The sequence below is a fragment of the Pararhizobium capsulatum DSM 1112 genome (assembly GCF_030814475.1).
Classification (GTDB): domain Bacteria; phylum Pseudomonadota; class Alphaproteobacteria; order Rhizobiales; family Rhizobiaceae; genus Pararhizobium; species Pararhizobium capsulatum.
In genome coordinates this window covers 455,001-481,297 of record NZ_JAUSVF010000001.1, presented here as the reverse complement: position 1 = coordinate 481,297, position 26,297 = coordinate 455,001, and the positions used below count along the sequence as shown (strand labels likewise).

16 protein-coding genes, 1 tRNA gene, 2 rRNA genes and 5 pseudogenes are annotated in these 26,297 nt (G+C 59.2%); 15 read left to right on the top strand and 9 right to left on the bottom strand.

Going from position 1 to position 26,297, the window contains the following annotated elements:
* The first annotated feature begins 267 nt into the window (after window positions 1–267).
* The 8 genes from QO002_RS02180 to atzF all read left to right on the top strand — a co-directional run bounded on the left by QO002_RS02180 (window position 268) and on the right by atzF (window position 8,646).
* The gene (locus QO002_RS02180) at window positions 268–1,395 is read left to right on the top strand and encodes a BMP family ABC transporter substrate-binding protein (protein WP_307226237.1); all 1,128 of its coding nucleotides are present in this window, start codon (window positions 268–270) and stop codon (window positions 1,393–1,395) included.
* A gap of 20 nt (window positions 1,396–1,415) precedes the next feature.
* Window positions 1,416–2,546, top strand: coding sequence for an ABC transporter permease (locus QO002_RS02175; RefSeq protein ID WP_307226235.1), 1,131 nt, complete (start codon window positions 1,416–1,418; stop codon window positions 2,544–2,546).
* Window positions 2,543–3,469, top strand: coding sequence for an ABC transporter permease (locus QO002_RS02170; RefSeq protein ID WP_307226233.1), 927 nt, complete (start codon window positions 2,543–2,545; stop codon window positions 3,467–3,469). Before QO002_RS02175 ends, QO002_RS02170 begins: the two co-directional genes overlap by 4 nt.
* A 69-nt stretch (window positions 3,470–3,538) precedes the next feature.
* Window positions 3,539–4,240, top strand: coding sequence for a biuret amidohydrolase (biuH, locus tag QO002_RS02165; RefSeq protein ID WP_307226231.1), 702 nt, complete (start codon window positions 3,539–3,541; stop codon window positions 4,238–4,240).
* Window positions 4,241–4,281: 41 nt separating this feature from the next.
* Window positions 4,282–5,835 carry an ABC transporter ATP-binding protein gene (locus tag QO002_RS02160; protein WP_307226229.1) on the top strand — a complete coding sequence of 518 codons (1,554 nt, stop codon included), beginning with the start codon at window positions 4,282–4,284 and terminating at the stop codon, window positions 5,833–5,835.
* A complete protein-coding gene (locus tag QO002_RS02155) occupies window positions 5,835–6,497 on the top strand; it encodes a cysteine hydrolase family protein (protein WP_307226227.1) in 663 nt (220 codons plus the stop codon). Before QO002_RS02160 ends, QO002_RS02155 begins: the two co-directional genes overlap by 1 nt.
* Complete coding sequence (locus tag QO002_RS02150; RefSeq protein WP_307226225.1) at window positions 6,497–6,850, top strand: cupin domain-containing protein; 354 nt, start codon at window positions 6,497–6,499, stop codon at window positions 6,848–6,850. Before QO002_RS02155 ends, QO002_RS02150 begins: the two co-directional genes overlap by 1 nt.
* Window positions 6,847–8,646, top strand: a complete 1,800-nt coding sequence (gene atzF / locus QO002_RS02145; protein WP_307226223.1) for an allophanate hydrolase — start codon at window positions 6,847–6,849, stop codon at window positions 8,644–8,646. The genes QO002_RS02150 and atzF overlap by 4 nt, the downstream gene beginning before the upstream one ends.
* Window positions 8,647–8,775: 129 nt before the next feature.
* Here atzF and QO002_RS02140 read toward each other — a convergent pair whose 3' ends face one another.
* The 4 genes and pseudogenes from QO002_RS02140 to QO002_RS02125 all read right to left on the bottom strand — a co-directional run bounded on the left by QO002_RS02140 (window position 8,776) and on the right by QO002_RS02125 (window position 11,271).
* Window positions 8,776–9,564, bottom strand: a complete 789-nt coding sequence (locus QO002_RS02140; RefSeq protein WP_307226220.1) for a pyrroline-5-carboxylate reductase — start codon at window positions 9,562–9,564, stop codon at window positions 8,776–8,778.
* Between the two features lie 3 nt (window positions 9,565–9,567).
* A complete protein-coding gene (locus QO002_RS02135) occupies window positions 9,568–9,756 on the bottom strand; it encodes a hypothetical protein (protein WP_307226218.1) in 189 nt (62 codons plus the stop codon).
* A gap of 30 nt (window positions 9,757–9,786) precedes the next feature.
* Window positions 9,787–10,530 (bottom strand): SDR family oxidoreductase, encoded by a 744-nt coding sequence (locus QO002_RS02130; protein WP_307226216.1) that lies wholly within the window; start codon window positions 10,528–10,530, stop codon window positions 9,787–9,789.
* Window positions 10,523–11,271: pseudogene (locus QO002_RS02125) on the bottom strand (SDR family NAD(P)-dependent oxidoreductase). Before QO002_RS02125 ends, QO002_RS02130 begins: the two are co-directional and overlap by 8 nt.
* 98 nt (window positions 11,272–11,369) lie before the next feature.
* On the opposite strand from QO002_RS02125, the pseudogene ydiJ reads away from it, so the two are divergent.
* Both ydiJ and QO002_RS02115 read left to right on the top strand, forming a co-directional pair.
* Window positions 11,370–14,437, top strand: a pseudogene (ydiJ, locus tag QO002_RS02120) (D-2-hydroxyglutarate dehydrogenase YdiJ).
* Between the two features lie 30 nt (window positions 14,438–14,467).
* A complete protein-coding gene (locus QO002_RS02115) occupies window positions 14,468–15,199 on the top strand; it encodes a FadR/GntR family transcriptional regulator (protein WP_307226214.1) in 732 nt (243 codons plus the stop codon).
* Window positions 15,200–15,304: 105 nt separating this feature from the next.
* On the opposite strand, the pseudogene QO002_RS02110 reads toward QO002_RS02115, so the two are convergent.
* Both QO002_RS02110 and QO002_RS02105 read right to left on the bottom strand, forming a co-directional pair.
* Window positions 15,305–16,351: pseudogene (locus tag QO002_RS02110) on the bottom strand (thiamine pyrophosphate-dependent enzyme); the annotation flags it as partial.
* 1 nt (window position 16,352) lies between these two features.
* Window positions 16,353–16,643, bottom strand: a pseudogene (locus tag QO002_RS02105) (hydantoinase/oxoprolinase N-terminal domain-containing protein); the annotation flags it as partial.
* A 326-nt stretch (window positions 16,644–16,969) separates the two neighbouring features.
* Between QO002_RS02105 and QO002_RS02100 the strand changes: the two are divergent.
* The 5 genes and pseudogenes from QO002_RS02100 to QO002_RS02080 all read left to right on the top strand — a co-directional run bounded on the left by QO002_RS02100 (window position 16,970) and on the right by QO002_RS02080 (window position 21,889).
* Window positions 16,970–18,091, top strand: a complete 1,122-nt coding sequence (locus QO002_RS02100; RefSeq protein WP_307226212.1) for an ABC transporter substrate-binding protein — start codon at window positions 16,970–16,972, stop codon at window positions 18,089–18,091.
* 69 nt (window positions 18,092–18,160) lie between these two features.
* Window positions 18,161–19,078 carry an ABC transporter permease subunit gene (locus QO002_RS02095; RefSeq protein WP_307226210.1) on the top strand — a complete coding sequence of 306 codons (918 nt, stop codon included), beginning with the start codon at window positions 18,161–18,163 and terminating at the stop codon, window positions 19,076–19,078.
* 12 nt (window positions 19,079–19,090) lie between these two features.
* A complete protein-coding gene (gene livM / locus QO002_RS02090) occupies window positions 19,091–20,389 on the top strand; it encodes a high-affinity branched-chain amino acid ABC transporter permease LivM (protein ID WP_307226207.1) in 1,299 nt (432 codons plus the stop codon).
* Window positions 20,386–21,204 (top strand): ABC transporter ATP-binding protein, encoded by an 819-nt coding sequence (locus QO002_RS02085; protein WP_307226205.1) that lies wholly within the window; start codon window positions 20,386–20,388, stop codon window positions 21,202–21,204. The genes livM and QO002_RS02085 overlap by 4 nt, the downstream gene beginning before the upstream one ends.
* Window positions 21,201–21,889: pseudogene (locus tag QO002_RS02080) on the top strand (ABC transporter ATP-binding protein). The gene QO002_RS02085 and the pseudogene QO002_RS02080 overlap by 4 nt, the downstream one beginning before the upstream one ends.
* Window positions 21,890–22,196: 307 nt before the next feature.
* Here QO002_RS02080 and QO002_RS02075 read toward each other — a convergent pair.
* The 3 genes from QO002_RS02075 to QO002_RS02065 all read right to left on the bottom strand — a co-directional run bounded on the left by QO002_RS02075 (window position 22,197) and on the right by QO002_RS02065 (window position 25,997).
* Window positions 22,197–22,273, bottom strand: a tRNA-Met gene (locus QO002_RS02075).
* Between the two features lie 311 nt (window positions 22,274–22,584).
* A 5S ribosomal RNA gene (rrf, locus tag QO002_RS02070) occupies window positions 22,585–22,699 on the bottom strand.
* A 362-nt stretch (window positions 22,700–23,061) separates the two neighbouring features.
* A 23S ribosomal RNA gene (locus tag QO002_RS02065) occupies window positions 23,062–25,997 on the bottom strand.
* Window positions 25,998–26,297 lie beyond the last annotated feature (300 nt).

Here is a 26,297-nt window from a genome sequence, read left to right as displayed (position 1 = left end):
TAATCACTATATTATCGCGCGATATCCGCATTGAAGCGGTAAGGCATCCCCAAAATTCACTAGTCACGTCCACAGGAATGCGTAAATTTTAGACATTGGCGATTTTATAGCACATTTTCCAATAAAACTGCATACAGTTTGCCCATTGTCGCTCAGAGTTAGCTATCAAGTTCCTTATAAAACAAGATCTTGTAAATTGGCACGCGCATTGCATGCAGTTTCCTGTGACCTTTTTTGAACCCGGCACGAGCCGCGAGGAGACTGATCATGACCAAAATCCCGATGAATCGCCGCAGTTTTCTTCAAACGACCGCCGTCGGCGCTGCTGCACTCGGCCTTTCCAATTCGCTCTTCTATCGCTCGGCCGCAGCGCAAACGGCGCTGACGGTCGGCTTCATCTATGTCGGCCCCAAGGATGATTACGGCTACAACCAGGCCCACGCCGAAGGTGCCGCCGTCATCAAGGCCATGTCCGGCGTGACGGTGGTTGAAGAGGAAAACGTGCCGGAAACCGTGGATGTCCAGAAGACGATGGAGTCCATGATCAATCTCGATGGCGCAAGCCTGATCTTCCCGACCTCCTTCGGCTATTTCGACCCCCACATGCTGGCGATGGCCGAAAAATATCCTGATGTCCAGTTCCGCCACTGCGGCGGCCTCTGGCAGGAGGGCAAGAACCCGATGAACACCGGCTCCTACTTCGGCTATATCGGCCAGGGCCAGTATCTGAACGGCATCGCCGCCGGATATGCGACGAAGAGCAAGAAGATCGGTTTTGTTGCTGCCAAGCCGATCCCGCAAGTGCTGCAGAACATCAACTCCTTCCTGCTCGGCGCCCGCTCCGTCGATCCGTCGATCACCTGCCAGGTGATCTTCACCGGCGAATGGTCGCTGGCGGTCAAGGAAGCGGAAGCCACCAACGCGCTGATCGACCAGGGCGCTGACGTCATCACCTGCCATGTCGATAGCCCGAAGGTGGTTGTCGAGACGGCGGCTGGCCGCGGCGCCTTCGTCTGCGGCTACCATGCCAACCAGAGCCCGCTTGCGCCGGAAAAATACCTGACAGGCGCCGAATGGGCCTGGGGCAATGTCTATTCCGACTTCGTCAAGAAGGCGCAGGCCGGCGAGCCACTCGGCAATTTCGTCCGCGGCGGCCTGAAAGATGGCTTCGTCAAGATGAGCCCGCTCGGTCCGAGCGTGCCGGAAGAGGGTCGCAAGAAGTTCGATGCGACCCTCGCTGAAATCATGACCGGCAAGTTCTCAGTCTTCAAGGGACCGCTCAAGGACAACAAGGGGGCCGACGTCGTGACGGCGGGCCAGGCCTTTGCTGAGGACGCGATCGAACTCGAAAGCATGGCCTATCTCGTCGAGGGCGTCGTCGGTTCGACATCCTGATCCCAACAAGGAAAAGCGTCATGACGATCGAGGCGAATATATCGACGCAGCCAGCGCTTTCCGCGCAACCGCAAAATTCCTCCGCCGTGTTGGAATGGCTGGCGCGGCGGGTCGAACCGGTAGTGATCTCGCTCGGAGCAATCCTGGCGGGTCTGGCGCTTTTTTCCATCTTCATCGTGTTGGTCGGCAAATCGCCGGCCGACCTCTTCAAACTCATGTATACCGGCGGTTTCGGCAGCTGGTTTTCCATCCAGAACAGCCTCAGCCGAGCGGCACCTTTACTCCTGACGGGACTGTGCGTTGCACTTCCAGCGCGTCTGGGCCTCGTCATCATCGGGGGCGAAGGCGCGGTCGTTCTCGGCGGTGTTGCCGCTGCGGCAGCGGTCCTGCCGCTCATCGGCGTTCTGCCGCCGATCGTCATTCTCGTTATCATGGGCATCGCCGGCATGATCATGGGTGGCCTCTGGATCGGTTTTGCGGGGCTGCTGCGTCACTATCGCGGTGTCAACGAAACAATTTCGTCGCTTCTACTCGCCTACATCGCCATCGCCCTGATGAACCACTTCATCGAAGGGCTGCTTCGTGATCCTGCAAGCCTCAACAAGCCTTCGACGACGCCCCTGCCGCCCGAATACATGCTCGGCAACATTCCGGGCATGGACGTCAACTGGGGCTTGGTGATCGGTATCGTCTCCTGCATCGTCTCCTGGATCATCATCGAAACCACCAGCGTCGGTTTCGCGGCCCGCATTGCCGGCGGCAATGTGCGCGCAGCCCAGATCCAGGGCCTTCCGGTCGGCCGGCTGATCGTCGGGTTCACGGCGCTGGCCGGCAGCTTTGCAGGTCTCGCAGGCATGGTGGAGGTTGCCGCCGTGCAGGGTAGCGCCAATGCCTCGCTTGCCGCAGGATATGGCTATACCGGCATTCTCGTCGCCTTTCTCGCCCGCCATAATCCGCTCGCCATCATCCCCGTCGCCATCCTGCTCGGCGGCATCGATGCCTCGGGTGGGCTGATCCAGCGGCGCATGGGTCTGCCGGATGCGACCGTGCTTGTCCTCCAGGGCACCCTGTTCATCGTCATCCTGTTTTGCGAGACGCTGTACGGCCGCTTCAAGATGTTCAACCCTGATCTCTGGAAAAGGAGCGCGTGATGGAAGACGGCATCGGCATCTGGGGCGTTCCGCTCGCCATTCTCGCAGGCGCGATCCGCGTCTCCACGCCCTTCATCTTCGTCAGTCTCGGGGAGACGATCACCGAGCGATCCGGCCGCATCAACCTCGGCCTGGAAGGCACCCTCGTCTTCGGCGCCATGACGGCCTATGCCGTCGCGGTCATGAGCGGCTCGCCCTATCTCGGCGTTCTCGCTGCGATGGCGACCGGCGCGATCTTCGGGCTGGTGCACGGCTTCATCTGCAAATTCCCGAAGGTCAACGACATCGCCATCGGCATCGCCATGATGCAGTTTGGTCTCGGCCTTGCCTTCTTCCTCGGCAAATCCTTCATCCAGCCGGTCGCGCCGCGTCTGCCGTCGATTGCGCTCGGCGGCTGGTCGGATAGCCCGCAGCTGCAATCGGCGCTTACGATCAACGTGCTGTTCATCGTCGGTGCGCTGCTGGCGCTCGCGCTCTGGTGGGCGTTTCGCAACACGCGGGTCGGCCTCATCCTGCGCGTTGTCGGAGACAGTTCGGACGCGGCACGCGCCATGGGCCTCAACCCGGACACCGTGCGGCTTCTGGCAACCGCAGCCGGCGGGGCGCTCGCAGCTATCGGCGGCGCCTATCTCTCGCTCTACTATCCCGGCTCCTGGAACGAGGGCATCTCTTCCGGTCAGGGCCTCATGGCAGTGGCTCTGGTGATTTTCGCCCGCTGGAACCCGATCGGCTGCTTCCTCGCTGCCCTGCTCTTCGGTGGTGCGGGCGCTCTCGGGCCAGCACTGCAATCGGTCGGCGTCACCCAGGGTTACTACCTTTTCTACGCGGCACCCTACGTGCTGACGCTCGCCATCCTTGTCGCGACATCCTCGCCGACCCGTGCGCTTGTCGGCGCACCCGGCGCGCTGTCGATCACGAAATAAAGCGGATTGGAGGCGAAAGCGCCTCCCGTCGAACCTCTTTGGACGGCTCATAAACAGGAGTTCTTGACGATGGACGCGCAGGCAACTGGCACCGGGCATTACATCAAGGCCGATCCCTATCCCTGGCCGTATAACGGCGCTCTGCGCCCGGACAACACTGCTCTCATCGTCATCGACATGCAGACCGATTTCTGCGGCCCAGGCGGCTATGTCGATCACATGGGCTACGATCTCTCGCTGGTGCGCGCGCCGATCGAACCGATCAAGACCGTACTGTCAGCCATGCGCGCCAAGGGCTATCACATCATCCACACCCGCGAAGGCCATCGGCCGGATCTGGCCGACCTCCCGGCCAACAAGCGCTGGCGCTCGCGGCGTATCAGCGCCGGCATCGGCGATCCCGGCCCCTGCGGCCGCATCCTCGTGCGCGGCGAACCCGGCTGGGACATCATCGAGGAGCTTTATCCGATTGAAGGCGAGACGATCATCGACAAGCCCGGCAAAGGCTCGTTCTGTGCCACCGATCTCGAACTGATCCTCAACCAGAAGCGCATCGAAAACATCATCCTCACCGGCATCACCACCGATGTCTGCGTGCATACCACCATGCGCGAGGCCAATGACCGTGGTTTTGAATGCCTGATTCTCGGCGACTGCTGCGGGGCAACGGACTACGGCAACCATCTCGCCGCGCTGAAGATGGTGACGATGCAGGGTGGCGTGTTCGGCTCGGTTTCGAACTCGCAAGACCTGATCGCCGCGCTTCCTTGAATTCGCCCGTTTGCCGCCCATCGACGTGAAAGGAAAACACCATGATTCAGGTTCGCGACACGCCGCTTCCAGAGGCCGGCAAGGCCGTTGGCATCCAGACGATCGGCATGACCATGCGCTTCGGCAGCTTCACCGCCCTGGACAACGTCTCGATCAATGTTCAGGCCGGCACCTTCCACGCGCTTCTCGGCGAGAACGGCGCCGGCAAGTCGACGCTGGTCAAGTGCATCATGGGCTTCTACCACCAGACATCGGGCTCGCTGTCCGTCGATGGTCGCGAGGTTTCCGTTCAATCCCCAAAGGACGCCGCGACCTATGGGCTAGGCATGGTCTACCAGCATTTCACGCTGGTTCCGTCTCTGACCGGCGCTGAAAACCTCGTCATCAACCGCGCCCATGTCCCAGCCGTCATCAACTGGGCCAAGGAGCGCCGCGATCTTGCTGCCTTCATGGAAAAGATGCCGTTCCAGATCCCGCTCGACCGGCCGGTGCAGGAACTCGCGGCTGGCGAAAAGCAGAAGCTGGAAATCATCAAGCAGCTTTATCTCGGCCGCAGCTTCATCGTTCTCGACGAGCCGACCTCCGTGCTGACGCCGGCGGAAGCCGACGAAATGTTGGGGTTGGTGCGCGGCATGACGGAGCGCGGCGAGCTCACCGTGCTGATGATCAGTCATAAATTCCACGAGGTGACGAAATTCACGGATGCCGTAACGGTTCTCCGGCGCGGAAAGATGGCGGGCAGCGGCCTCGTGAAGGACCTTTCGACCAAGGATATGGCGGCGATGATGATCGGCGACGTCAAGCTGCCGGAGCTCGACACCCGCCTACCCGTCGCTGCCGATGCACGCCCAATCCTGATGGTGAGCGGCATCAAGGCGCCGGATCGCACCGGCCTGAAATCGATCGATATCGGCAATCTGACGGTGCATGCCGGCGAAATCGTCGGTATCGCCGGCATTTCCGGCAATGGCCAGAAGGAACTGGCCGAAGTGCTTGCCGGGCAACGTCCGCCCGAGGCCGGCAGCATCTCCATCAAGGGCACGCGCTATGGCGCGACCCGGCAAGAAAGCCGCATCAACAATGTTCGCTTCATCCCGGAAGAGCCACTCGGTAACGCGTGTGCGCCCAAAATGACGGTGACGGAAAACCTGGCCTTCCGCACCTTCGACGTAAAGCCAGTGAGCGGCGGCAATGCGCTCTGGCTCGATATGAAATCCATGCGCCAGCGGGCTGCCTCGCTGATCTCGGATTTCAAGGTGAAGACGGCGTCTCATTCCTCGCCGATCGCGGCCCTTTCCGGCGGCAATGTCCAGCGCGCGGTGTTGGCCCGCGAGCTGACCGGCGATGTCGATCTGCTGATCGTCTCCAACCCCTGCTTCGGTCTCGACTTTTCCGCTGTCGCGGAAATCCGCGCCCGCATCATGAAGGCGCGCAATGCCGGCACGGCTGTGCTGCTGCTGTCTGAAGATCTCGACGAACTTCTGGAAATGTCCGACCGCATCATGGTCATGTCGGAGGGCAAGCTGGTTTATGAGACACCGGCGATTTCAGCCGATATCGGCGTGATCGGCGCACATATGGCAGGGCATCATTGATGGTAGAGATCAAGGCCGAACCCTTTGCCTTCCCCCTCAAGCGCGATGCCATCGCACTTGTCGTCATCGACATGCAGCGCGACTTCGCCGAACCCGGCGGCTTCGGAGCGAGCCTTGGCAACGATGTCAGCCGGATCACGAAAATCATTCCTGATGTGAAGCGGTTGATCGAAGGCTTTCGCAGCGCCGGCCTGCCGGTGATCCACACGATGGAGTGCCATCGCCCCGATCTTTCCGACCTGCCGCCCGCAAAACGCAATCGTGGCAATCCGACGCTCAAGATCGGGGATGAAGGGCCGATGGGCCGCGTTCTGATTGTCGGCGAACCCGGAACCCAGATTCTCGCAGAGCTGGCGCCGATCGACGGCGAGATCGTCATCGAGAAGCCGGGCAAGGGCGCTTTTTACGCGACGCCGCTGGGCGAGATTCTCAAAGAACGTGGCATCGAACAATTGATTTTTGCCGGCGTGACGACGGAAGTCTGCGTGCAGACGACCATGCGCGAGGCCAATGACCGGGGCTATGAATGTTTGCTCGCCGAGGAGGCAACGGAGAGCTATTTCCCGGAATTCAAGACGGCCGCGATCAACATGATCAAGGCACAGGGCGCGATCGTCGGCTGGGTCGGCTCGATCGAAGACATCATCGAAGGGATTGCCTGATGCCGGAAACGACACGCGAAAGCCTGACGTCGGGCGGCTGGAAGGAATTGGAATTCGGCACCTTCCGTGAAGGCGTCGCCATTCACTGGATTCAGCCTTTCGAAAACGACCAGCCCGGCGTTGCCCTTCTGAAATACGAGGCAGGCGCCACAGTTCCGCGCCATCGTCATATGGGGCTCGAAACCATCATGGTGCTTCAGGGCACCCAGTCTGACGAGGCCGGTGACTATGGTCCGGGCTGCCTGGTCATCAACCGGAAGGATACCGAGCATTCCGTCTGGAGCGATACAGGATGCGTGGTGTTGATCCAGTGGGACCAGCCGGTGAAGATACTGCAAGAGGAACTCGCATGAGCAACAGTCAGGCTTTCGACATCGGCTCCCTACACGCCGCCTATGCGGGCGGATGGCCGGTTTCGGAGATGATCGATCTCGTTCTTTCCCGCATCGAACAGGCTGCCGATCCCGGCATCTTCATTGAGGTCGCCGAACGCCAAGCCCTGCTGAATGAGGTGACAACGCTTGGCAGCTTCGATCCCGTTGCCAAACCTCTCTGGGGTATCCCTTTTGCCGTCAAGGACAATATCGACGTCGCCGGCTTGCCGACGACCGCTGCCTGCCCGGACTATGCCTATCTGCCGCAGAAGGATGCGGCAGTCGTACGGCTTTTGAGGGAAGCCGGCGCCATCGTTATCGGCAAGACCAATCTCGACCAGTTCGCCACTGGGCTCGTCGGCGTGCGAACGCCTTATTCGATCCCGCGCAATGCGGTCGATCCGAACCTCGTGCCCGGCGGATCAAGTTCGGGCTCAGCGGTGGCGACCGCGCGGGGCATCGTCAGCTTTTCACTCGGAACCGATACCGCAGGGTCCGGCCGCATTCCGGCGGGTCTCAACAATATTGTGGGCTTGAAGCCCAGTGTCGGCGCGCTTTCGACAACCGGCGTGGTTCCCGCCTGCCGTACGCTGGATTGTGTTTCGATCTTCGCGCTCACCGTCGATGATGCCTGGAGCGTGTTCGAAATCGCGGCCAAACCAGATCCCGAAGATGCCTATTCACGAGATTTTGGGATGAACGCCACTCCCTTGCGCCCTGTCCTGACGATCGGTGTGCCGGCTAAGGAAGATAGACAGTTCTTCGGCGATGAGGCCATGACGGCGGCCTACGCCCAAGCCCTGCACGCACTCGCGAGCCTCGGTCATCGTCTCGTCGAAATACCCTTCGACGATTTTTATGCGACGGCAAACCTGCTGTATGAGGGCGCCTGGGTGGCGGAGCGTTACGCGGCAGTCAAGGATTTCTTCGACAGCCATCCTCAGTCCTTCCACCCTGTAACTCACCGGATATATGGCGCGGCAACAACATTGACTGCTGTGGATGCGTTTCGAGGTTTCTACGCCCTGCAAGCGCTGAAGCGCAAACTGGCCCCCGTGATCGCCTCCGTCGATCTTTTCTGCGTACCGACAGCCCCGTGCCATTACACCGTCGCAGAGCTCGATGCGGAACCGATCCGCGAAAACTCAAGGCTCGGCACCTATACGAATTTCGTCAACCTGCTCGACATGTGCGGGATTGCTGTACCCACAGGTAAACGGAAAGACGGCTTGCCGGCGAGCGTCACTTTGCTGGCATCGTCCGGCAAGGACGCGCTCGTTGCGGATGTAGCGCGAGCACTTCACCGGGGAAGCGATCTTTCACTAGGCGCCACAGGCTGGCGCCTGCCCGCCCGCAAGCAATCTCCGGAAGCCGCCGCCCCGTCTGGCCTGATCGATCTGGTTGTCGTCGGCGCTCATCTCTCCGGCCTTCCGCTGAACCACCAGCTACAGACACTGAAAGCCTGCTTTGTCCGCGCTGCAAAGACTGCGCCCAGCTACCGGCTCTATGCACTGCCTGGCCAGACACCGCCGAAACCCGGCCTTGTGCGGGTCACCGAAGATGAGGGGGCGAGCATCGATGTTGAGGTCTGGCAGTTGACGCCCGAAGCTTTTGGCAATTTTGTCGCGGCCATTCCTGCTCCTCTCGGCATCGGCACCGTCGCGTTATCGGACGGCACAAGCTGCAAGGGGTTTCTGGTCGAATCCGTTGCGCTTTCCGGCGCATCCGACATTACTGCCTATGGCGGCTGGCGACGCTATCTGAAGTCGGCATGATATCCGAGCATAGCCCAACTCTTGCAACAGTCGCGGCTTGATTGTCACGGTCACGGTTCTCTCTGTTGCCTACCAAATGGGAGCGGGCGTCTCAGTCCTGTATTCCTGCCTCGCCCATAAATCCGAAACTTATCGGTGGCGCACACGGCCCAGCACACTTTCCAAGGCGGCAGTAAGCGCGGCGGCGCCTCCGGCTTGCTGGAACTGCGCATGCATCTGCTCGTTTAATCCGCCCTTGGTCGAGTATTCATGGCGAAGCTCTTCGAGCGAACGGGTCGGCGTGTTAGACGCGACCGTCCCGAGGCTGGCGAAAAGCGAAGAAAGATAGGTTCGCGCACTCGTTGGCGGCAGACCCTTTTGATGGGCCCAGCCGACGACATGCTCCATGATGCCGAAATACAAGCCCATGAGGGCGCTGGTGGTCGCCAGGACATCGAACTCTTCGATCGAGTTGCAGGCAACCGCGGTGCCCAGCTCGGCAAACAGGCTTTCAACCGCCTGATTGGGCGGGAAGACGACGGTGACGCCGCTGCGGGTCGCAACGAAGGGGAGCGGAACAGCCCGAACGATTGAGACCGGGACGCCGATCCAGTTTTGAAGCGTGGCATGGTCAATCGTGGCGATCAGACTGATGACACGTTGCCCCGCCCGGAACTGCAGGGGGCGTGTCACGGCCTCCGCCACATCGGGGCGCACGGCGAGAAAAACAGTATCGGCTGCGTCGACAACCGCCTGATTGTCCGGTGGAACGCTGACCTTTGCCGACAAAGCTGCAAGTCGTGCGGCCGTGCCGACCGAGCGTGGTGAAACTGCGATGTCAGGCGTCTCTGCGTCCGACGCCACAATACCCTGTACGATCGCCTCCGTGATCGTGCCGGTTCCGATGAAACCGAGCCGGTTCAGCGCCGAAAATGCCATGTCTCAATCCTCGATCTGGGCGTGAAAACCTTCGGGCAACGAAAACATGCTGGTCGTCTCGGGCTCTGGCGGCAATGTCGCGGCTGGCCGCTTTATCAATGCATGGGCGGCCACCACGGAACGGATCGCCACCGGTCGATAATGCCGGGCAAGATCCGGCACATCCTTCGCATCGTTGCTCTTTTCAGACATCTGTTCGCTCCCCGCCCAAAATGCGAGCTGCTACGGCGCTTCAAATTTCACCATGGTTCCGCCGCCCGGCGCCTGATCCGTCGGGAAAACCTCGACACGTGCAACATCGACATAGACGGGCAGATTGATGACGTCGCTGACGATTTGGGCAATGTTTTCCGGCTGTATTGAACGGTAGCCATCATAGAGCAAAGCATTCGCCTGACCATTGGCAATCGATGTTCGGTAAAGTCCTGTCTGTACTCGCCCCGGTACGATTTCGCTGACACGCACTGACGTCCCTAGAAGATCACAGCGCAGGTTGTCGCAGAACAGGCTGAGACCCGCTTTGGAGGGGCCGTAAGCGCCCATGCTTGGATAAGCCGCCTGCCCGCCGCTGGAGCCGATGTAGATGAGATGCCCACGCTTGCGGGATACCATGCCCGGCAAGACGGCGCGGGTGAGGTGCATCGGCGCCTTCAGATTGACGTCGATCATCGCGTCGATTTCGGCCGGATCTATATCCTGAAAGGCGGCGCGTGTAGAGAGAATGCCGGCATTGTTGACCACGACATCAACCTCGACGTCGGTGAGCGCCTCCGCAATACGGGCCGTATCCCGGACATCCGCCTGGATCGGGATCGCGCCGCAGTCGGCGGCGAGTTCCGCAAGCTGGGCCTCGTTGCGACCGATTGCATAAACCGCCAACCCGCGCTTGCGCAACATGAGCACCGTGGCCTTGCCGATGCCGCTTGTCGCACCGGTGACGACGGCGACGCGGTAAGCATCAGACATAGATGTAACCTCCGCTGATGACGACGTTTTCGCCCGTCGCATAGGTGTTGCGGCTGGAGGCCATCATGACGATCCACTCGGCCATCTCGACCGCTCCGCCGCGCGTCCCAGTGCGCTGGCTTTGGCAAGCTCCGGCAGGAAGCCAAGCTCCTTGGCGCGATCCGTCGCAAAACCCGCGGGTGCCACGGAATTCACAAGAATCTGGTCCTTGGCGCATTCCTGCGCGAAAGACTTGGTGAGGCTGACGACCGCGGCCTTTGTGGCGGCATAATGAGCATTCTGCGGGTGGGCCTTGAAGGCATCGACCGACGTGACGTTGACGATGCGGCCGGTGACTTCAGGCAGATTAACGAACCGGCGCATATGGCGCACGGCCGCCACCATCATATGATAGGTGCCCTTCACGTTGATGGCATTTTCGAGATCCCAGTCCTCGTCGGAAATTTCGAGGATCGGCTTACGCGGATAGATCGCCGCACTGTTGATCAGCGCGTGAACCCGGCCGAGTTTGGCGGCGACATCCTCGAAGCCGCGATGGGCGGTTTCGGCCCGCGAGATATCGGCAACCGACGTCGCAACCTCGGCTCCGAGCGCCGCCAGCGCTGTCGCGGAGGTGGCCAGCAGCTCCTCGTTGCGATCAATGAGACCGATCTTGGTCGCGCCATGGGAAATCATCAGCTTTGCCGTGGTGAGGCCTAGGCCCGATGCACCGCCGACGATAACAACAGACTGGTTCTTCACGTTTTCCCTCTCGCGCTTTTCAGGTTGTCTTGTCATATTGGTATGTTATCACTTATATGCTAACTTTGAGCAAGCACAAGTAATTTTTGGAAGTCGAAATGATCCCCCGCCTCGCAGCCGATACGTCGTCCCATCTGCCGAATGCAGGCTTCTTCGAGTATCTTTACTCATCCGGCTTCGAAGGCGACATGAGCACAGCAGCAGCCGAAAGGACGGTCTTTTCCACTGACAATTCCATCTACCAGGTCGAGCCGCAAGGCGTTCTGTTTCCGAAGAACATCCGAGATCTCAAGCGCATCGCCAAGACCCTTACCCGGCCCGAGTTCGCGAGGGCCACCATCACGCCGCGCGGCGGCGGCACCGGCACGAACGGCCAATCCTTGACAACAGGCATCGTGGTCGACTGTTCGCGCCACATGAACAGGATACTTGAGATCGACCCCGTTCGCCGTATCGCGCGCGTCCAAGCCGGTGTCGTCAAGGATCAGCTGAACAAGGCGCTGAAGCCTTGTGGGCTTTTCTTCGCGCCGGAACTTTCCACCTCGAACCGGGCGACGATCGGCGGCATGATCTCCACCGACGCCTGCGGCCAGGGATCGTGCCTTTACGGCAAAACCAGCAACCACGTACGCAGCCTGCGCGTGGTGTTGACGGACGGCACCGATTTTACCTCCCGGCCGGTGGTGCAGGAAGAATTGCGCGCCCTCCAATCCCGCCCCGATCGGATCGGTCGAATCCACGCGGTCGTCGCCCGCATCGCAACGGAAAAGAGAGACCTGATCGAGGCGATCTTTCCCAAGCTCAACCGCTTCATGACCGGTTACGATCTTGCCCATCTCTATCGGGCCGACGGACGCTTCGACCTGACGGCGGTGCTCTGCGGCTCCGAAGGTACACTTGCGATGATCGCGGAGGCGGAACTGAACCTCTTGCCCATCCCGACTTGTGCAGCACTGATCAATATCCGCTACAGCGATCTCAATGCGGCCCTTGAGGATGCCCTCAATCTCGTGGCGCTGAGGGTCGCCTCGGTCGAAACGATTGACGAAAAAGTGCTGAGCCTTGCCAAGGGCGACATCATCTGGCCCCGGATTGCGCAGTTCTTTCCTGACGATGCGGATGGCTCTGCCAATGGCATCAATATCGTCGAGGTAGTTGCCGATAGCGCGGACGAGCTTTCCGAAAAATTTGCGATCGTGACAGCAGCCCTTGAAAGCAGGCGCTTTCAGGGCCGCAAGGGTTACACGACCACCCGCGAGAAGGTGGAGATCGAGGCTGTCTGGACCATGCGCAAACGGGCCGTCGGCCTGCTGGGCAATGTGGATGGTCCGGTTCGCCCCGTGCCATTTGTCGAAGACACCGCCGTTCCTCCGGAACACCTCGCGGCCTATATCCGGGAATTTCGCGCTCTTCTCGATGGGGAAGGGGTTTCCTACGGCATGTTCGGCCATGTCGATGCCGGTGTTCTACATGTGCGGCCGGCACTCGACCTGACCCGCGAAGAGCACGTTCCCCTCGTGCGACGGATCAGCGACGCCGTGGTGGCGCTGACGCAAAAATATGGCGGCGTCCTCTGGGGCGAACATGGCAAGGGCGTACGCTCGGAATATGTTCCGGCTTTTTTCGGGCCTCTTTATCCGAACCTGCAGGAGATCAAGCAGGCTTTCGACCCGCTCAACCAGCTTAATCCCGGCAAGATCGTGGCCCCCGGCGACGCGGCTCTTCCTAAGATCGATGAGATTCCCCTGCGCGGCAGCCTCGACCACGCCATCGGCAACGATATTCGAGCCGCATTCGACAATTCCGCCTATTGCAACGGCAACGGTGCCTGCTTCGATTTCGATGCCGACAGCCTGATGTGCCCATCCTACAAGGCAACCCGCGACCGGCGCTATTCACCCAAGGGCCGTGCGTCGCTGATGCGCGAATGGCTGCGGCGGCTCATCGAAAGCGGCGTCGATGTGCGGCGCGAGGCCGAGACGCTGCGGCGATCCGCGAGCCCCTTGTCATTGGCGAGAAGAACCTGGAATTCCCTCAACCCGGCCAACCGTCAGGACTTTTCCCACGAAGTTCGCGCCACAATGGACACCTGCGTCGCCTGCAACGCCTGTGCCGGCCAATGTCCGGTGAAGGTGAGCGTCCCCGCTTTTCGCGCCAAATTCCTGGAGCTCTACTACGGCCGCTATCTGAGACCACTGAAGGACCCGATCGTTGCTGCGATCGAGACGATGCTGCCGCTGGCGACAAGGCTGCGGCCGGCCTACAATCTGGCCGTCAACTCCAGGCTGGGCAAACGCCTGCTGCGCGCTATCGGTCTTACCGCATTGCCATCGATACCGCCGCTTTCGCTTCGCCGTGAACTTGCCCGGCGCTCGATCCTCGTTGCGACGCCGCAGACCCTTGCTCAGCTTAGCAAAGAAGAACGCACTCAAACCGTGGTGTTCATCGCCGACGCGTTTACGGAGCATTTCGACCCGCAGGTCGTTCTCGATGCCGTCGACGTCGCCGGGCATTTGGGGCTTCGCCCCTTCATTTCCTCGCCATACCACAACGGCAAGGCGCAGCATGTCCATGGCTATCTCGGCAGTTTCGAGAAAACCGCTGAACGCACGGCACGCCAACTCGACGCGCTGGCAGAGACCGGTGTGATGCTCGTCGGCATCGATCCGTCCATGACACTCACTTTTCGCAGCGAATATGCGGGGAATGCATCGACCCGCGCGCGCATCCAGTTGCCGCAGGAATGGCTTGTCTCGCAGATCGATCGCCTGCCCACTCGCGTTCCGGGTTTACAACAAAGCAGCTACAGGCTGATGGCACATTGCACAGAGCGCTCGAACGTGCCGACGGCTGTGGGCCAATGGGTAGCAGTTTTTGCAAGACTTGGTGTCGATCTCCAACCGCTCGATGTGGGGTGCTGCGGCATGGCCGGCACATTCGGCCATGAAGTGCGCAATCGGGGCCTATCGGAGAAGCTTTACGGGATGAGCTGGCAACCCGCGCTCGCGGCGGCGGGGTAGGCGGGATAACAATGGCCACGGGCTATTCCTGCCGTTCGCAGGTAAAGCTCGTCGACAATCGAAGACTTCTGCATCCGATACAGGTCGTGCGCTCGCTTTTGAGCGCGGCGCTTCCCACGGAACAGGACGCCATCTATGATATATGATAAATGTAAACCAACCGAAGGCGGAGCCGCATGTCGATCATAACGCAGCGCGGGAATCTGGCGGAGATCGTCGTCGCCAAGCTCGCCGAGAGAATTGATAGCGGGTTGTATGCGCCGGGCGAGAAGATCCCGTCAAGCGCGCAATTATGCGAAGAATTCGGCGTGTCGCGCACGGTCATTCGCGAAGCACTGACGTCATTGAAAGTGGGGGGCCGCGTGCTTTCCCGCCAGGGCGCCGGTGTCTATGTCACCGAGAAAGACGTCAAGACGCTGAACTTCGAGATCAGCCGGATCGACGACATTCGCTCGGCCATGCAGATACTCGAATTGCGTTTGGGCGTGGAGATGCAATCCGTCGCCCTTGCCGCAACGCGCCGCACGCCTGAAGCGCTGGCGGAGATCGCCCGTGCCTTCGATCACATCGAGACCCTCGACACGGCCGATCCGGAAATCGAGGCCCGGGCCGATTTTGACTTCCATCTCGCCATCGCCAAGGCGACGCGCAACCCGCATTTTCCCAGCTTCCTTGAGGCTGTGATGGGGGAGATCAATTTCGATCTCGTGCTCAAACATCGCCAGTCCGGCCGCTCCTATGCCGCCTATCTGAAAAAGATCAACAAGGAGCATGCCGCCATCCTCTCGGCAATCACGCAGGGCGATGCGAAGGCGGCAAAGAATGCGCTGGCCGCGCATCTGGAAGAGAGCCTGAACCGCTACCGCCTGATGCTCGACGAGCCATCGAGTAGCGAGGCGGACGATTGAAACTCGTCGGATTCATTAGAATGACCCCTCCCAAACCTTCCCTACATGGGGGAGGGATTTAGGCTTTAGGGAGGGGGCTTTAACCTCAGACACAGCCGCCCGGGATCACTTCCCCTGTGCGACAGCCAGCTCGCGCATCTGCGTCAGACTCATCTTCGGCGTCAGGGCTTCCGGATCGATACGGATCTCGATCAGAGCCGGCTTGCCTGAGGCTTCACACCGTTCGAAGGCCGCAGCGAAGTCTTCCGTTTTCTCGACCGTCTCGCCATGCAGACCATAGGAACTCGCCAGATCGGCAAAATCCGGATTGGTGAGCCGAGTGCCCGAAACCCGCCCCGGATAGTTGCGCTCCTGATGCATGCGGATCGTGCCGTACATGCCATTGTTGATGACGAGGAAAATGACGCGGGCGTCATACTGCATCGTGGTGGCCAGTTCCTGGCCGTTCATCAGGAAGCAGCCGTCACCGGCAAAGGCGACGACTGACCGCTCCGGCGCGGTGATCTTGGCAGCGATCGCGGCCGGAACGCCATAACCCATCGAGCCGTTTGTCGGCCCGAGCTGGGTGCGGAAGGTGCGGTATTGGTAGAAACGATGCGCCCAGGCGGAATAGTTTCCGGCACCCGTGGTCAAGATCGCATCCGGCTTGAGGTGGCCGCGCAACCACTCCATGACGTCACCCATCTGCATCGGGCCGGGCGTCTGCGGATGCTTGATGTTTTCCAGATAGTCGGCATGGGCCGCGCTCGTCCATTCCGTCCAGACGATATCGCTCTTCCGCTTGAGTGTCGCGGCCTGCGACAGAAACCCGCCGACCGTGGCGTTGATCGGCAGGGTCGCATGATAGACCCGCCCCAGCTCTTCGGCGCCCGAATGAACATGCACCAGCGTCTGTTTCGGCACGGGGATTTCGATAAGGCTATAGGCGCCGGTGGTCATCTCGCCGAGACGGGCGCCGATGGAAATCAGCAGATCGCAATCCTTCATGTGCTGGATCAGCTTCGGGCCGGCGGCGAGCCCGAGATCGCCCGCATAGTTCGGATGTGTATTGTCGAACAGGTCCTGACACCGGAAGGATGCCGCGACCGGCAAGGCGAACGCCTCTGAGAAAGCCCTGAGATCGGCTACGGCCTCCGGTGTCCAGCCGCCGCCGCACATCGCGAAAACCCTCAGTGGTGACGAAGGCAGTCCTGGCGCCACGCCGCTCGATCAGCGCGTTGGTGGCAAGCGTCGTACCATGGATCAGGAGATCTATCTCTGACAGTGCAACACCTGCCATCTCGGCAACTACCTGAACACCTGTCAGGATCGCCCGCTCCGGGCCTGTGTAATCTGTCAGCACCTTGGTCGAATGGAGCGTTCCATCCAGATCGAGCGCAATATCCGTGAAGGTACCACCGATATCGACCCCGATCCGGTAGTTACGTGGCGCGCTTTTCACCATTTTATGTCCCACTTTGGTTCCCGCTTGCGGCTTCAAGTCACATTTGTACGGCCTCCAGCCTCACCTTGGAAACGGTCGTTTTCAAGGGCGGCGGAGTGCTCGAAAGATTTCCGCTTGACGGATTTTGGATATATCACTTATCATACATGTGTCAACTGAAATTGAGGCTTGATCGCGACAAACCTGACGTCGCAATCGGGACAGAAGGCCGATGGACATCTGTACGCAAGTGCCGGAATGCGCCACCGCAAAAACAAACATCGAATGCGGGACAAACCCGCATCGTGAGAAGGAAAATCAACGGCTTAACTAGAGGGAAGCCTTTCATGACCCAGTTTTCGAAATTCCTTGCGGCGACCGCGATCGCCTCTTCGCTTTTCCTTGTCCACGCCTTTGCTGCAGAGACTATCAAGATCGGCGTTGCAGGCCCGATGACCGGCGCAAATGCCACATTTGGCGAACAGGTCTGGACCGGCGTGTCCGCTTACATCAATGAAGTGAATGCAGCCGGCGGTATCGACGGCAAGCAGGTCGAGCTGGTGAAAGGCGACGATGCCTGCGAACCGAAACAGGCCGTTGCCGTTGCCAACCGCCTGGTCGACCAGGACGAAGTGCAGGCCGTCGTCGGGCATTTCTGCTCCTCGAGCACGATCCCGGCCTCCGAAATCTACAATGACAACGGCATCCTGACGGTTACCCCGTCCTCGACCAACCCGATCGTCACCGATCGCGGCTTCGAAACCATGTTCCGCACCTGCGGCCGTGACGACCAGCAGGCCGTCGTTGCCGGCTCCTTCATTCTCGACACGCTGAAGCTCGACAAGATCGCGCTGATCCATGACAAGGACACCTATGGCCAGGGCCTCGTCGATGCGTTGAAGAAGACGCTGGAAGAGCGCGGCGTGCAGCCGGTTCTCTATGAAGGCCTGACCCGCGGCGAGCGCGACTTCAATGCGCTCGTCACCAAGATCAAGAGCTCCGGCGCAACCGCTGTCTATTTCGGCGGCCTCATTCCCGAAGCAGGCCCGCTCATCCGGCAGATCCATGAACAGGGTCTCGACGTGAAATTCGTCAGCGGCGACGCGCTTGCCCAGACGGAAATCGTCACTGCTGCCGGCGGCCCGCTGAACCTCAAGAACGTCTACTACTCGTCTGCCGCCGATCCGCTGGAAGACCCGGCAACCGCAGATGCCCAGGAAGCCCTGAAGAAGGCGAACATCGCTCCCGACAACTACACCCTCTTCGGCTACGCCAGCGCGCAGACCATCGTTGCCGCCATTGAGGGCACCAAGGAAGGCTCGATCGAGGATCAGGTCGCGTGGCTTCGCGCCAACACCGTAAAGTCCGCCGTTGGCAACCTTGCCTGGAACGAAAAGGGCGACGTGAAGGATTTCAAGTTCGTCTTCTATGCCTTTGACGAAGAAGGCGCCCCGGTTCGCAGCAACTAAGCTGTCCACGTCGATCGGCTGAAGCAGCGCTTCAGCCGATGCCAGAACAAACTATAAGAGGGGTTCGCCATGGACGTGTTCATCTTGGCCCAGCAGCTCGTCAACGGCGTGACACTTGGCACGATCTACGGCCTCATCGCCGTCGGCTACACCATGGTCTACGGCATTATCCGCATGATCAACTTCGCCCATGGCGATGTCTACATGGTCTCTGCCTATATCGCCGCGATCACGCTTGCCGTCCTGCATTTCTTCGGCTTTCAGTCTGTACCGTTCGCGCTGATCACCATCCTGATCATCACCTGCCTGATCACCGGCGTCTACGGCTGGGCGATCGAGCGGGTCGCCTATCGTCCGCTGCGCGGCTCCACCAAACTCGCGCCGCTGATCTCGGCCATCGGTATCTCCCTGATGCTGCAGAGCTACGTGCAGATTTCGCAGGGCGCGCGTGACCAGGGGGTTCCGATCCTCATCCAGGGCGCATTCCGCTTCGGCGACGGCCAGCATTTCGTGCAGATCACCTACATGCAGACCGTGATCCTCATTGCCTCGCTGGTGTCGATGAGCATCCTCACCTATGTGATCAACTACACCCGCATTGGCCGCGAATGCCGCGCGACCCAGCAGAACCGGCAGATCTCCTCGATCCTCGGCGTCAATACGGACAGGATCATCTCGTGCGTCTTCGTTATCGGCGCCGCAACGGCCGCCGTCGGCGGCACGCTGGTCACCTTCAACTACGGTTCGTTCAACTTCTTCATCGGCTTCGTGATGGGCATCAAGGCCTTCACCGCGGCGGTGCTCGGCGGCATCGGCTCCCTGCCCGGCGCGGTTCTCGGCGGCATCCTGCTCGGCCTGACCGAAGCCTTGTTCGCCGGCTATGTCAGCACCGACTACAAGGATGTCTTTGCCTTCTCGCTTCTGATCATCCTCCTGTTTTTCCGCCCCTACGGCCTGCTTGGCCGGCCGGAAATCCAGAAAGTCTGAGGAGCAGAGATCATGCACCGCATCCCGACCCTTCTCAAGGAAGCCGTCATCACCTTTACCGTGTCGCTCATCCTGTTCGGCCCGATTTCCGGCCTCATGCTTGATGGTTTCGGTTTCCGAAATGAACTTGGCCGTGCCGTAACCATTGCCGCGATCATTACTGCCGGACGCCTGATCTTTTCGCTGGCCGGGCTGACCACATTCGGCCAGCATATCCGCAGCCGGCTTACAGGAAGCAATTCCGGCGTCACGGTCAATACCGGCAAGGAGCGTTCGCCCGCCCTCTTGCTGGCCGCACTGTTTCTTGCCGGCCTTTCTCTGCCCTTCTTCGCCGACAAGTATTTCCTCGGCGTCGCCATACTGGCGCTGATCTATTGCCTGCTCGGCCTTGGTCTGAACATCGTCGTCGGTCTCGCCGGCCTTCTCGATCTCGGCTTCGTCGCCTTCTACGCGGTCGGTGCCTATCTGCTCGCACTCGGCTACCAATATCTCGGCATCGGCTTCTGGAGCGCCCTCATCATCGCGCCAATCCTCGCCGGCTTTTTCGGCATGGTGCTGGCTTTCCCCGTCCTGAAGATGCACGGCGACTATCTCGCCATCGTTACGCTCGGCTTCGGTGAGATCATCCGCCTCATCCTCAACAACTGGCTGGAATTCACCGGCGGCCCGAATGGCGCAGCCGTTCCCGCACCGACGTTCTTCGGCCTCGAATTTACCCGCAGAGCAAAACAGGGGGGCGTGCCGATCCACGAATTCTTCGGCATCGGCTACAGCGGCGATTACAAATTCTGGTTCATCTACACCGTGCTGTTCCTCGTCGTCTGCGCCGTGATCTACGCGGTCTCCCGCCTGCGCGTCATGCCGCTCGGCCGGATGTGGGAAGCGCTGCGCGAGGACGAGATCGCCTGTCGCTCGCTCGGCGTGAACCATGTCTTCACGAAACTTTCGGCTTTCATGCTCGGCGCATCGACCGGGGGCATTGCCGGCGTGTTCTTCGCGGTCCATCAGGGCTTCGTGAACCCGACCTCTTTCACTTTCTTCGAATCCGCCCTGATCCTTGCGATCGTGGTGCTGGGCGGCCTCGGCTCCACCGTCGGCGTCATCCTCGCTGCCCTTGTGCTCACGATCCTGCCGGAACTGCTGCGCGATTTTGCCGAATATCGCGTGCTCGTCTTCGGCGTCCTCATGGTGGTGATGATGATCTGGAAGCCGCGTGGGCTCGTGCGTCTCACACGTCCCGCCTTCTTCCCCTCGTCGCGCGAGGCAAGGCCGGTACGCGAACTCCAGCTCCAGACGAAGGCCGGCCAATGAGCGCTCCCATTCTCGACGTCCAGAACGTCACCATGCGTTTCGGCGGCATCGTCGCCAATCGCAACGTCAGCTTCTCCGTCGAAAGGGGTGCGATCACTGCGTTGATCGGCCCGAACGGCGCTGGCAAGACGACGATCTTCGACTGCATTACCGGTTTCTACCGCGCCAGCGAGGGTCGCATCCTGCTCAATGGCCGTGGCACATCTGAAGACATCGGCGCACTGATTACCCGGCCAATCACCGGCGGCTCACACCTCGTCACCCGCGCCGGCATCGCCCGTACATTCCAGAACATCCGGCTGTTCAAGGAAATGTCTGTTATCGAGAACCTGCTGGTGGCGCAGCACCTTGCCACCCGCAACAATCTCCTGAGCGGCGTTTTCAGGACCCGTGCCTACAGGAACGCCGAGGCCGAGGCAGTCGATCGCGCCTATTACTGGCTCGGCCAGATGAGCCTTGTCGAAGACGCAAACCACCTTGCAGGCGAGCTTCCCTATGGTCGCCAGCGGCGGCTGGAGATCGCCCGCGCCATGTGCACGTCGCCAAAACTCATTTGCCTGGACGAGCCGGCGGCCGGGCTCAATCCGTCGGAAACCAAGGACCTGTCGGATGTCATTCGCCGGCTTTGCGCCGACCATGACCTGTCCGTGCTGGTAATCGAGCATGACATGGGGCTGGTGATGCGCATCGCTAATCACATCGTCGTCCTCGACCACGGCGAGGTGATTTCCGACGGCACGCCGGAGAGCGTTACCAACGATCCGGCGGTGATCGCCGCCTATCTTGGTGTTAGCGAAGAAGAGGTGGTGGCATGACCGCAAACGCAAATTCCGACAACCCGCTCCTCGAATTCATCGGTGTTCACGCCCATTACGGTCCCGTGGAAGCCTTGAAGTCCGTCAATGTTCACATCGCGAAGGGCGAAATCGTCAGCCTGATCGGTGCGAACGGTGCCGGCAAGACGACACTGCTTTCCACCATTTTCGGCGCCCCGCGGGCTTCCTCCGGCAAGGTCATGCACAAGGGCGAGGATATCTCCCTTCTCCCGACCAACCGCATCTCCCGCCGTGGCATTGCGCTTGTCCCGGAAGGCCGCCAGATCTACCCGGACATGAGCGTCGAGGAAAACATGATGATGGGCACCACGCCCATCGGCACGACACATTTCGATGAAGACCGGACACAGATGTTCGAGCTTTTTCCGCGACTGAAGGAACGCTGGCGATCGCGCGCGCCATGATGGGGCGCCCGGACCTGATTCTGTTCGACGAGCCGTCTCTTGGCCTTGCGCCGCTTGTGGTCAAGCGGGTTTTTGATGTTCTTGGCGAGATTGCGGCGATGGGCAAGACGATCTTCCTCGTCGAACAGAACGCCAATCATGCGCTGAGGCTGTCTCAGCGGGCCTATGTGATGGTCAACGGTCGCATTCACTTATCCGGAGAAAGCGCGTCGCTGCTGGACAATGCGGAGGTTCGCAAAGCCTATCTCGGCCTGCATTGAACGGGACGGCTGGCTTGCGCCCGTGTCCTCATCCCGGGCGGCCGCAGCGGGGGGTTATATGCTTTATTTTCGGATGTTTTGTGGTTGGTTGGTTTTTGATTGATGGAGCTGGGTTTTCGTGGAGCGCAGCGGAGCTTGCGACGTTACGGACCTCAACGTCTTTGCGGTTGCGAGTTTGCTTGGATTTATCGGTTTTTGTTATTCCGGGGTGTCGCGGGCATGAGGTTTTCGTGAGGTTTGGGCTGAACGTCAAAAAGCCCCGTTGGCTTTCGCGATCGGGGCTTTTGGTTATTCTGTCTGGAAGATCTGGTTGCGGGGGCAGGATTTGAACCTGCGGCCTTCAGGTTATGAGCCTGACGAGCTACCGGGCTGCTCCACCCCGCGCCAATTTTTTGCCTTTGGCAAAAAGATTGCTGCGACCCTTTGGTCGCTTCTGCCGAGTTTTGGCAAAGCCAAAATCTCGTTTGAGTTCTTTTATCGGCGCTTTTGCTTATTGCAAAAGCTCGATTGACCAACATTTCGTCTGTTTATGCGGTTTAATTTACCGAAGCAAAAAGGCCGCTTGAGGGCGGCCCGTTGTTTCGGCTTGGGCCGGCGTTTGTTGAGAGAAGATATGGTTTTTTGTTGAACATGCAGCTTATCCTCAGCCTTACGGCATCGGGCGCATGTTATCGGTTTATTCTTGCCTTTTGCAGACCTGGCAGCGACCTACTCTCCCGCGTCTTAAGACGAAGTACCATTGGCGCTGGGGCGTTTCACGGCCGTGTTCGGAATGGGAACGGGTGCGGCCACCCCGCAATAACCACCAGGTCGGCAAAGGGCAAGATTTACACCTGCAATGCAGGTGTAAATCTCGCTCTTTGCTTGTCCGATACTCCTTGTCCTGTTCGCTTGGCGCTCACAGGGGACATCGGACGGCCATACGGTCATCTCACGAGGAGGCGACTTTGGGCCAGAGCGATTTTCACACCGCAGATGCGGGTAAAACCGATATTTGAGAAGCTGGTTGAAGCCTGCGTAAACCGCCTGCGGTTTATCGCTTTTGCTTCATTTGTCTTATGTGAACACGTCTTTTTTTGATGGCTTATGGTTCAGTCGGACGAAGACTTCGTCTTCGCCGAGTATCGGACAAACGCTTTGCGTTTGCCGAGTGATGAACACAAGCAATGGGAACGATCAAGCCAATCGAACGATTAGTACCGGTAAGCTTCATGCATTACTGCACTTCCACACCCGGCCTATCAACGTGGTAGTCTTCCACGGTTCTCAAGGGAATACTCGTTTTCAGGTTGGTTTCCCGCTTAGATGCCTTCAGCGGTTATCCATTCCATATATAGCTACCCTGCTATGCGGCTGGCGCCACAACAGGTCCACCAGAGATATGTCCATCCCGGTCCTCTCGTACTAGGGACAGATCCTGTCAATATTCCTACACCCACGGCAGATAGGGACCGAACTGTCTCACGACGTTCTGAACCCAGCTCACGTACCGCTTTAATTGGCGAACAGCCAAACCCTTGGGACCTGCTCCAGCCCCAGGATGCGATGAGCCGACATCGAGGTGCCAAACAACCCCGTCGATATGGACTCTTGGGGGTCATCAGCCTGTTATCCCCGGCGTACCTTTTATCCGTTGAGCGATGGCCCTTCCACACGGGACCACCGGATCACTATGACCGACTTTCGTCTCTGCTCGACTTGTCAGTCTCGCAGTCAGGCGGGCTTATGCCATTGCACTCGACGACCGATTTCCGACCGGTCTGAGCCCACCATCGCGCGCCTCCGTTACTCTTTCGGAGGCGACCGCCCCAGTCAAACTACCCACCATACACTGTCCCGGATCCGGATAACGGACCGCGGTTAGACATCCATGACGATAAGGGTGGTATTTCAAGGATGGCTCCACCTGAACTGGCGTCCAAGCTTCAAAGCCTACCACCTATCCTACACATGCCGACACGAATGCCAGTGTAAAGCTATAGTAAAGGTGCACGGGGTCTTTCCGTCTGACCGCAGGAACCCCGCATCTTCACGGGGAATTCAATTTCACTGAGTCTATGCTGGAGACAGCGGGGAAGTCGTTACGCCATTCGTGCAGGTCGGAACTTACCCGACAAGGAATTTCGCTACCTTAGGACCGTTATAGTTACGGCCGCCGTTTACTGGGGCTTCGATTCAAAGCTTGCACCTCTCCTCTTAACCTTCCAGCACCGGGCAGGCGTCAGGCCCTATACGTCGTTTTGCAACTTCGCAGAGCCCTGTGTTTTTGATAAACAGTCGCTACCCCCTGGTCTGTGCCACCCTGACATACTTGCGTACGACAGGGTCACGCTTCTTCCGAAGTTACGCGTGCAATTTGCCGAGTTCCTTCAGCATAGTTCTCTCAAGCGCCTTGGTATACTCTACCTGACCACCTGTGTCGGTTTCGGGTACGGTCTATACGGTGGAGCTATTTCCTGGAACCGCTTCCCCGCCCGGACAATCCAATAAGTCCGAACAAGTTACGCAATCCGTCACTACCACCAGGCCCACGAATATTAACGTGGTTCCCATCGACTACGCATTTCTGCCTCATCTTAGGGGCCGGCTAACCCTGCTCAGATTAACTTTAAGCAGGAACCCTTGGTCTTTCGGCGAGGGGGTCTCTCACCCCCTTTATCGTTACTCATGTCAACATTCGCACTTCCGATACCTCCAGGACCCCTCACAGGTATCCCTTCACAGGCTTACGGAACGCTCCGCTACCACAGCGTCTTCGTGAGAAGATCGCTATCCTCAGCTTCGGTGCATGGCTTTAGCCCCGTTACATTTTCGGCGCAAAGACCCTTATTTAGACCAGTGAGCTGTTACGCTTTCTTTAAATGATGGCTGCTTCTAAGCCAACATCCTGGTTGTTTTGGGATCCTCACATCCTTTCCCACTTAGCCATGACTTGGGGACCTTAGCTGGAGGTCAGGGTTGTTGCCCTCTTCACGACGGACGTTAGCACCCGCCGTGTGTCTGCCGACTAGTACTCCTCGGTATTCGGAGTTTGGTTAGGATCAGTAAGACGGTGAGTCCCCATAGCCCATCCAGTGCTCTACCCCCGAGGGTATTCGGTCGACGCACTACCTAAATAGTTTTCGCGGAGAACCAGCTATTTCCGAGTTTGATTGGCCTTTCACCCCTAGCCACAAGTCATCCCAATCTATTGCAACAGATGCGGGTTCGGTCCTCCAGTTGGTGTTACCCAACCTTCAACCTGCTCATGGCTAGATCACTCGGTTTCGGGTCTAATGCGACGAACTGAACGCCCTGTTCAGACTCGCTTTCGCTGCGCCTTCACCTATCGGCTTAAGCTTGCTCGTCACACTAAGTCGTTGACCCATTATACAAAAGGTACGCCGTCACCCAACCCACTAAAGGGCCCGGGCTCCGACTGTTTGTAGGCAACCGGTTTCAGGTTCTATTTCACTCCCCTTGTCGGGGTGCTTTTCACCTTTCCCTCACGGTACTTGTTCGCTATCGGTCATGCACGAGTACTTAGGCTTGGAGGGTGGTCCCCCCAATTTCAAACAGGATTTCACGTGTCCCGCCTTACTCAAGGACCTTGGGTGTTCTACATGTACGGGGCTATCACCCGCTACGGCCGGACTTTCCATTCCGTTCCACTTTATTCCCCAAGGCCACTGGCCTGGTCCGCGTTCGCTCGCCACTACTTGCGGAGTCTCGGTTGATGTCCTTTCCTGCAGGTACTTAGATGTTTCAGTTCCCTGCGTTCGCTTCTTACCCCTATGTATTCGAAAGTAAGATACCTTATTGATAATGCTTGGAAACCTGAAGCGCTCCAACCAAATCCAAGGCCGCCGAACCTACGCTGCATCAGCAGCGACGGCCCTTGGCCTTGCCAAGCCCAAACGGGCTTCGACCCTTTTGCCTCGATCGCTCGAAGCAAAAAGACCCGGTCAAAACAATTCAGATTTCCCAAGCATTTAAGGTGGGTTTCCCCATTCGGAAATCCATGGATCAAAGCTCATTCGCAGCTCCCCACGGCTTATCGCAGCGTATCACGTCCTTCATCGCCTGTGCATGCCAAGGCATCCACCAATTGCCCTTATTTCACTTGATCGTTCTCATTGCCAATGCTCATCCTTGAGTTGGATTTGGAAGACCTATCCTTCTCGCTTGCGCTCGAAAGGGTTCCAAATCTGGCTATCCGGACACTCTTGAGTGTACGGGACCAGATCCAACAGCGTGACTACCTTTTACAGCCACACCAGATCCAGATGCCATCGACGTGTTCGATTTGATCCTCATATGAAGGCACGCCGGTGCACTTCGAGGTCAAATCTTAAGACCAGCTTCTCGAGATCTGTCCGGGGATGCGCGGTCAGGCAACATCCATCAACATGCCGTCAGAGGCCATAAG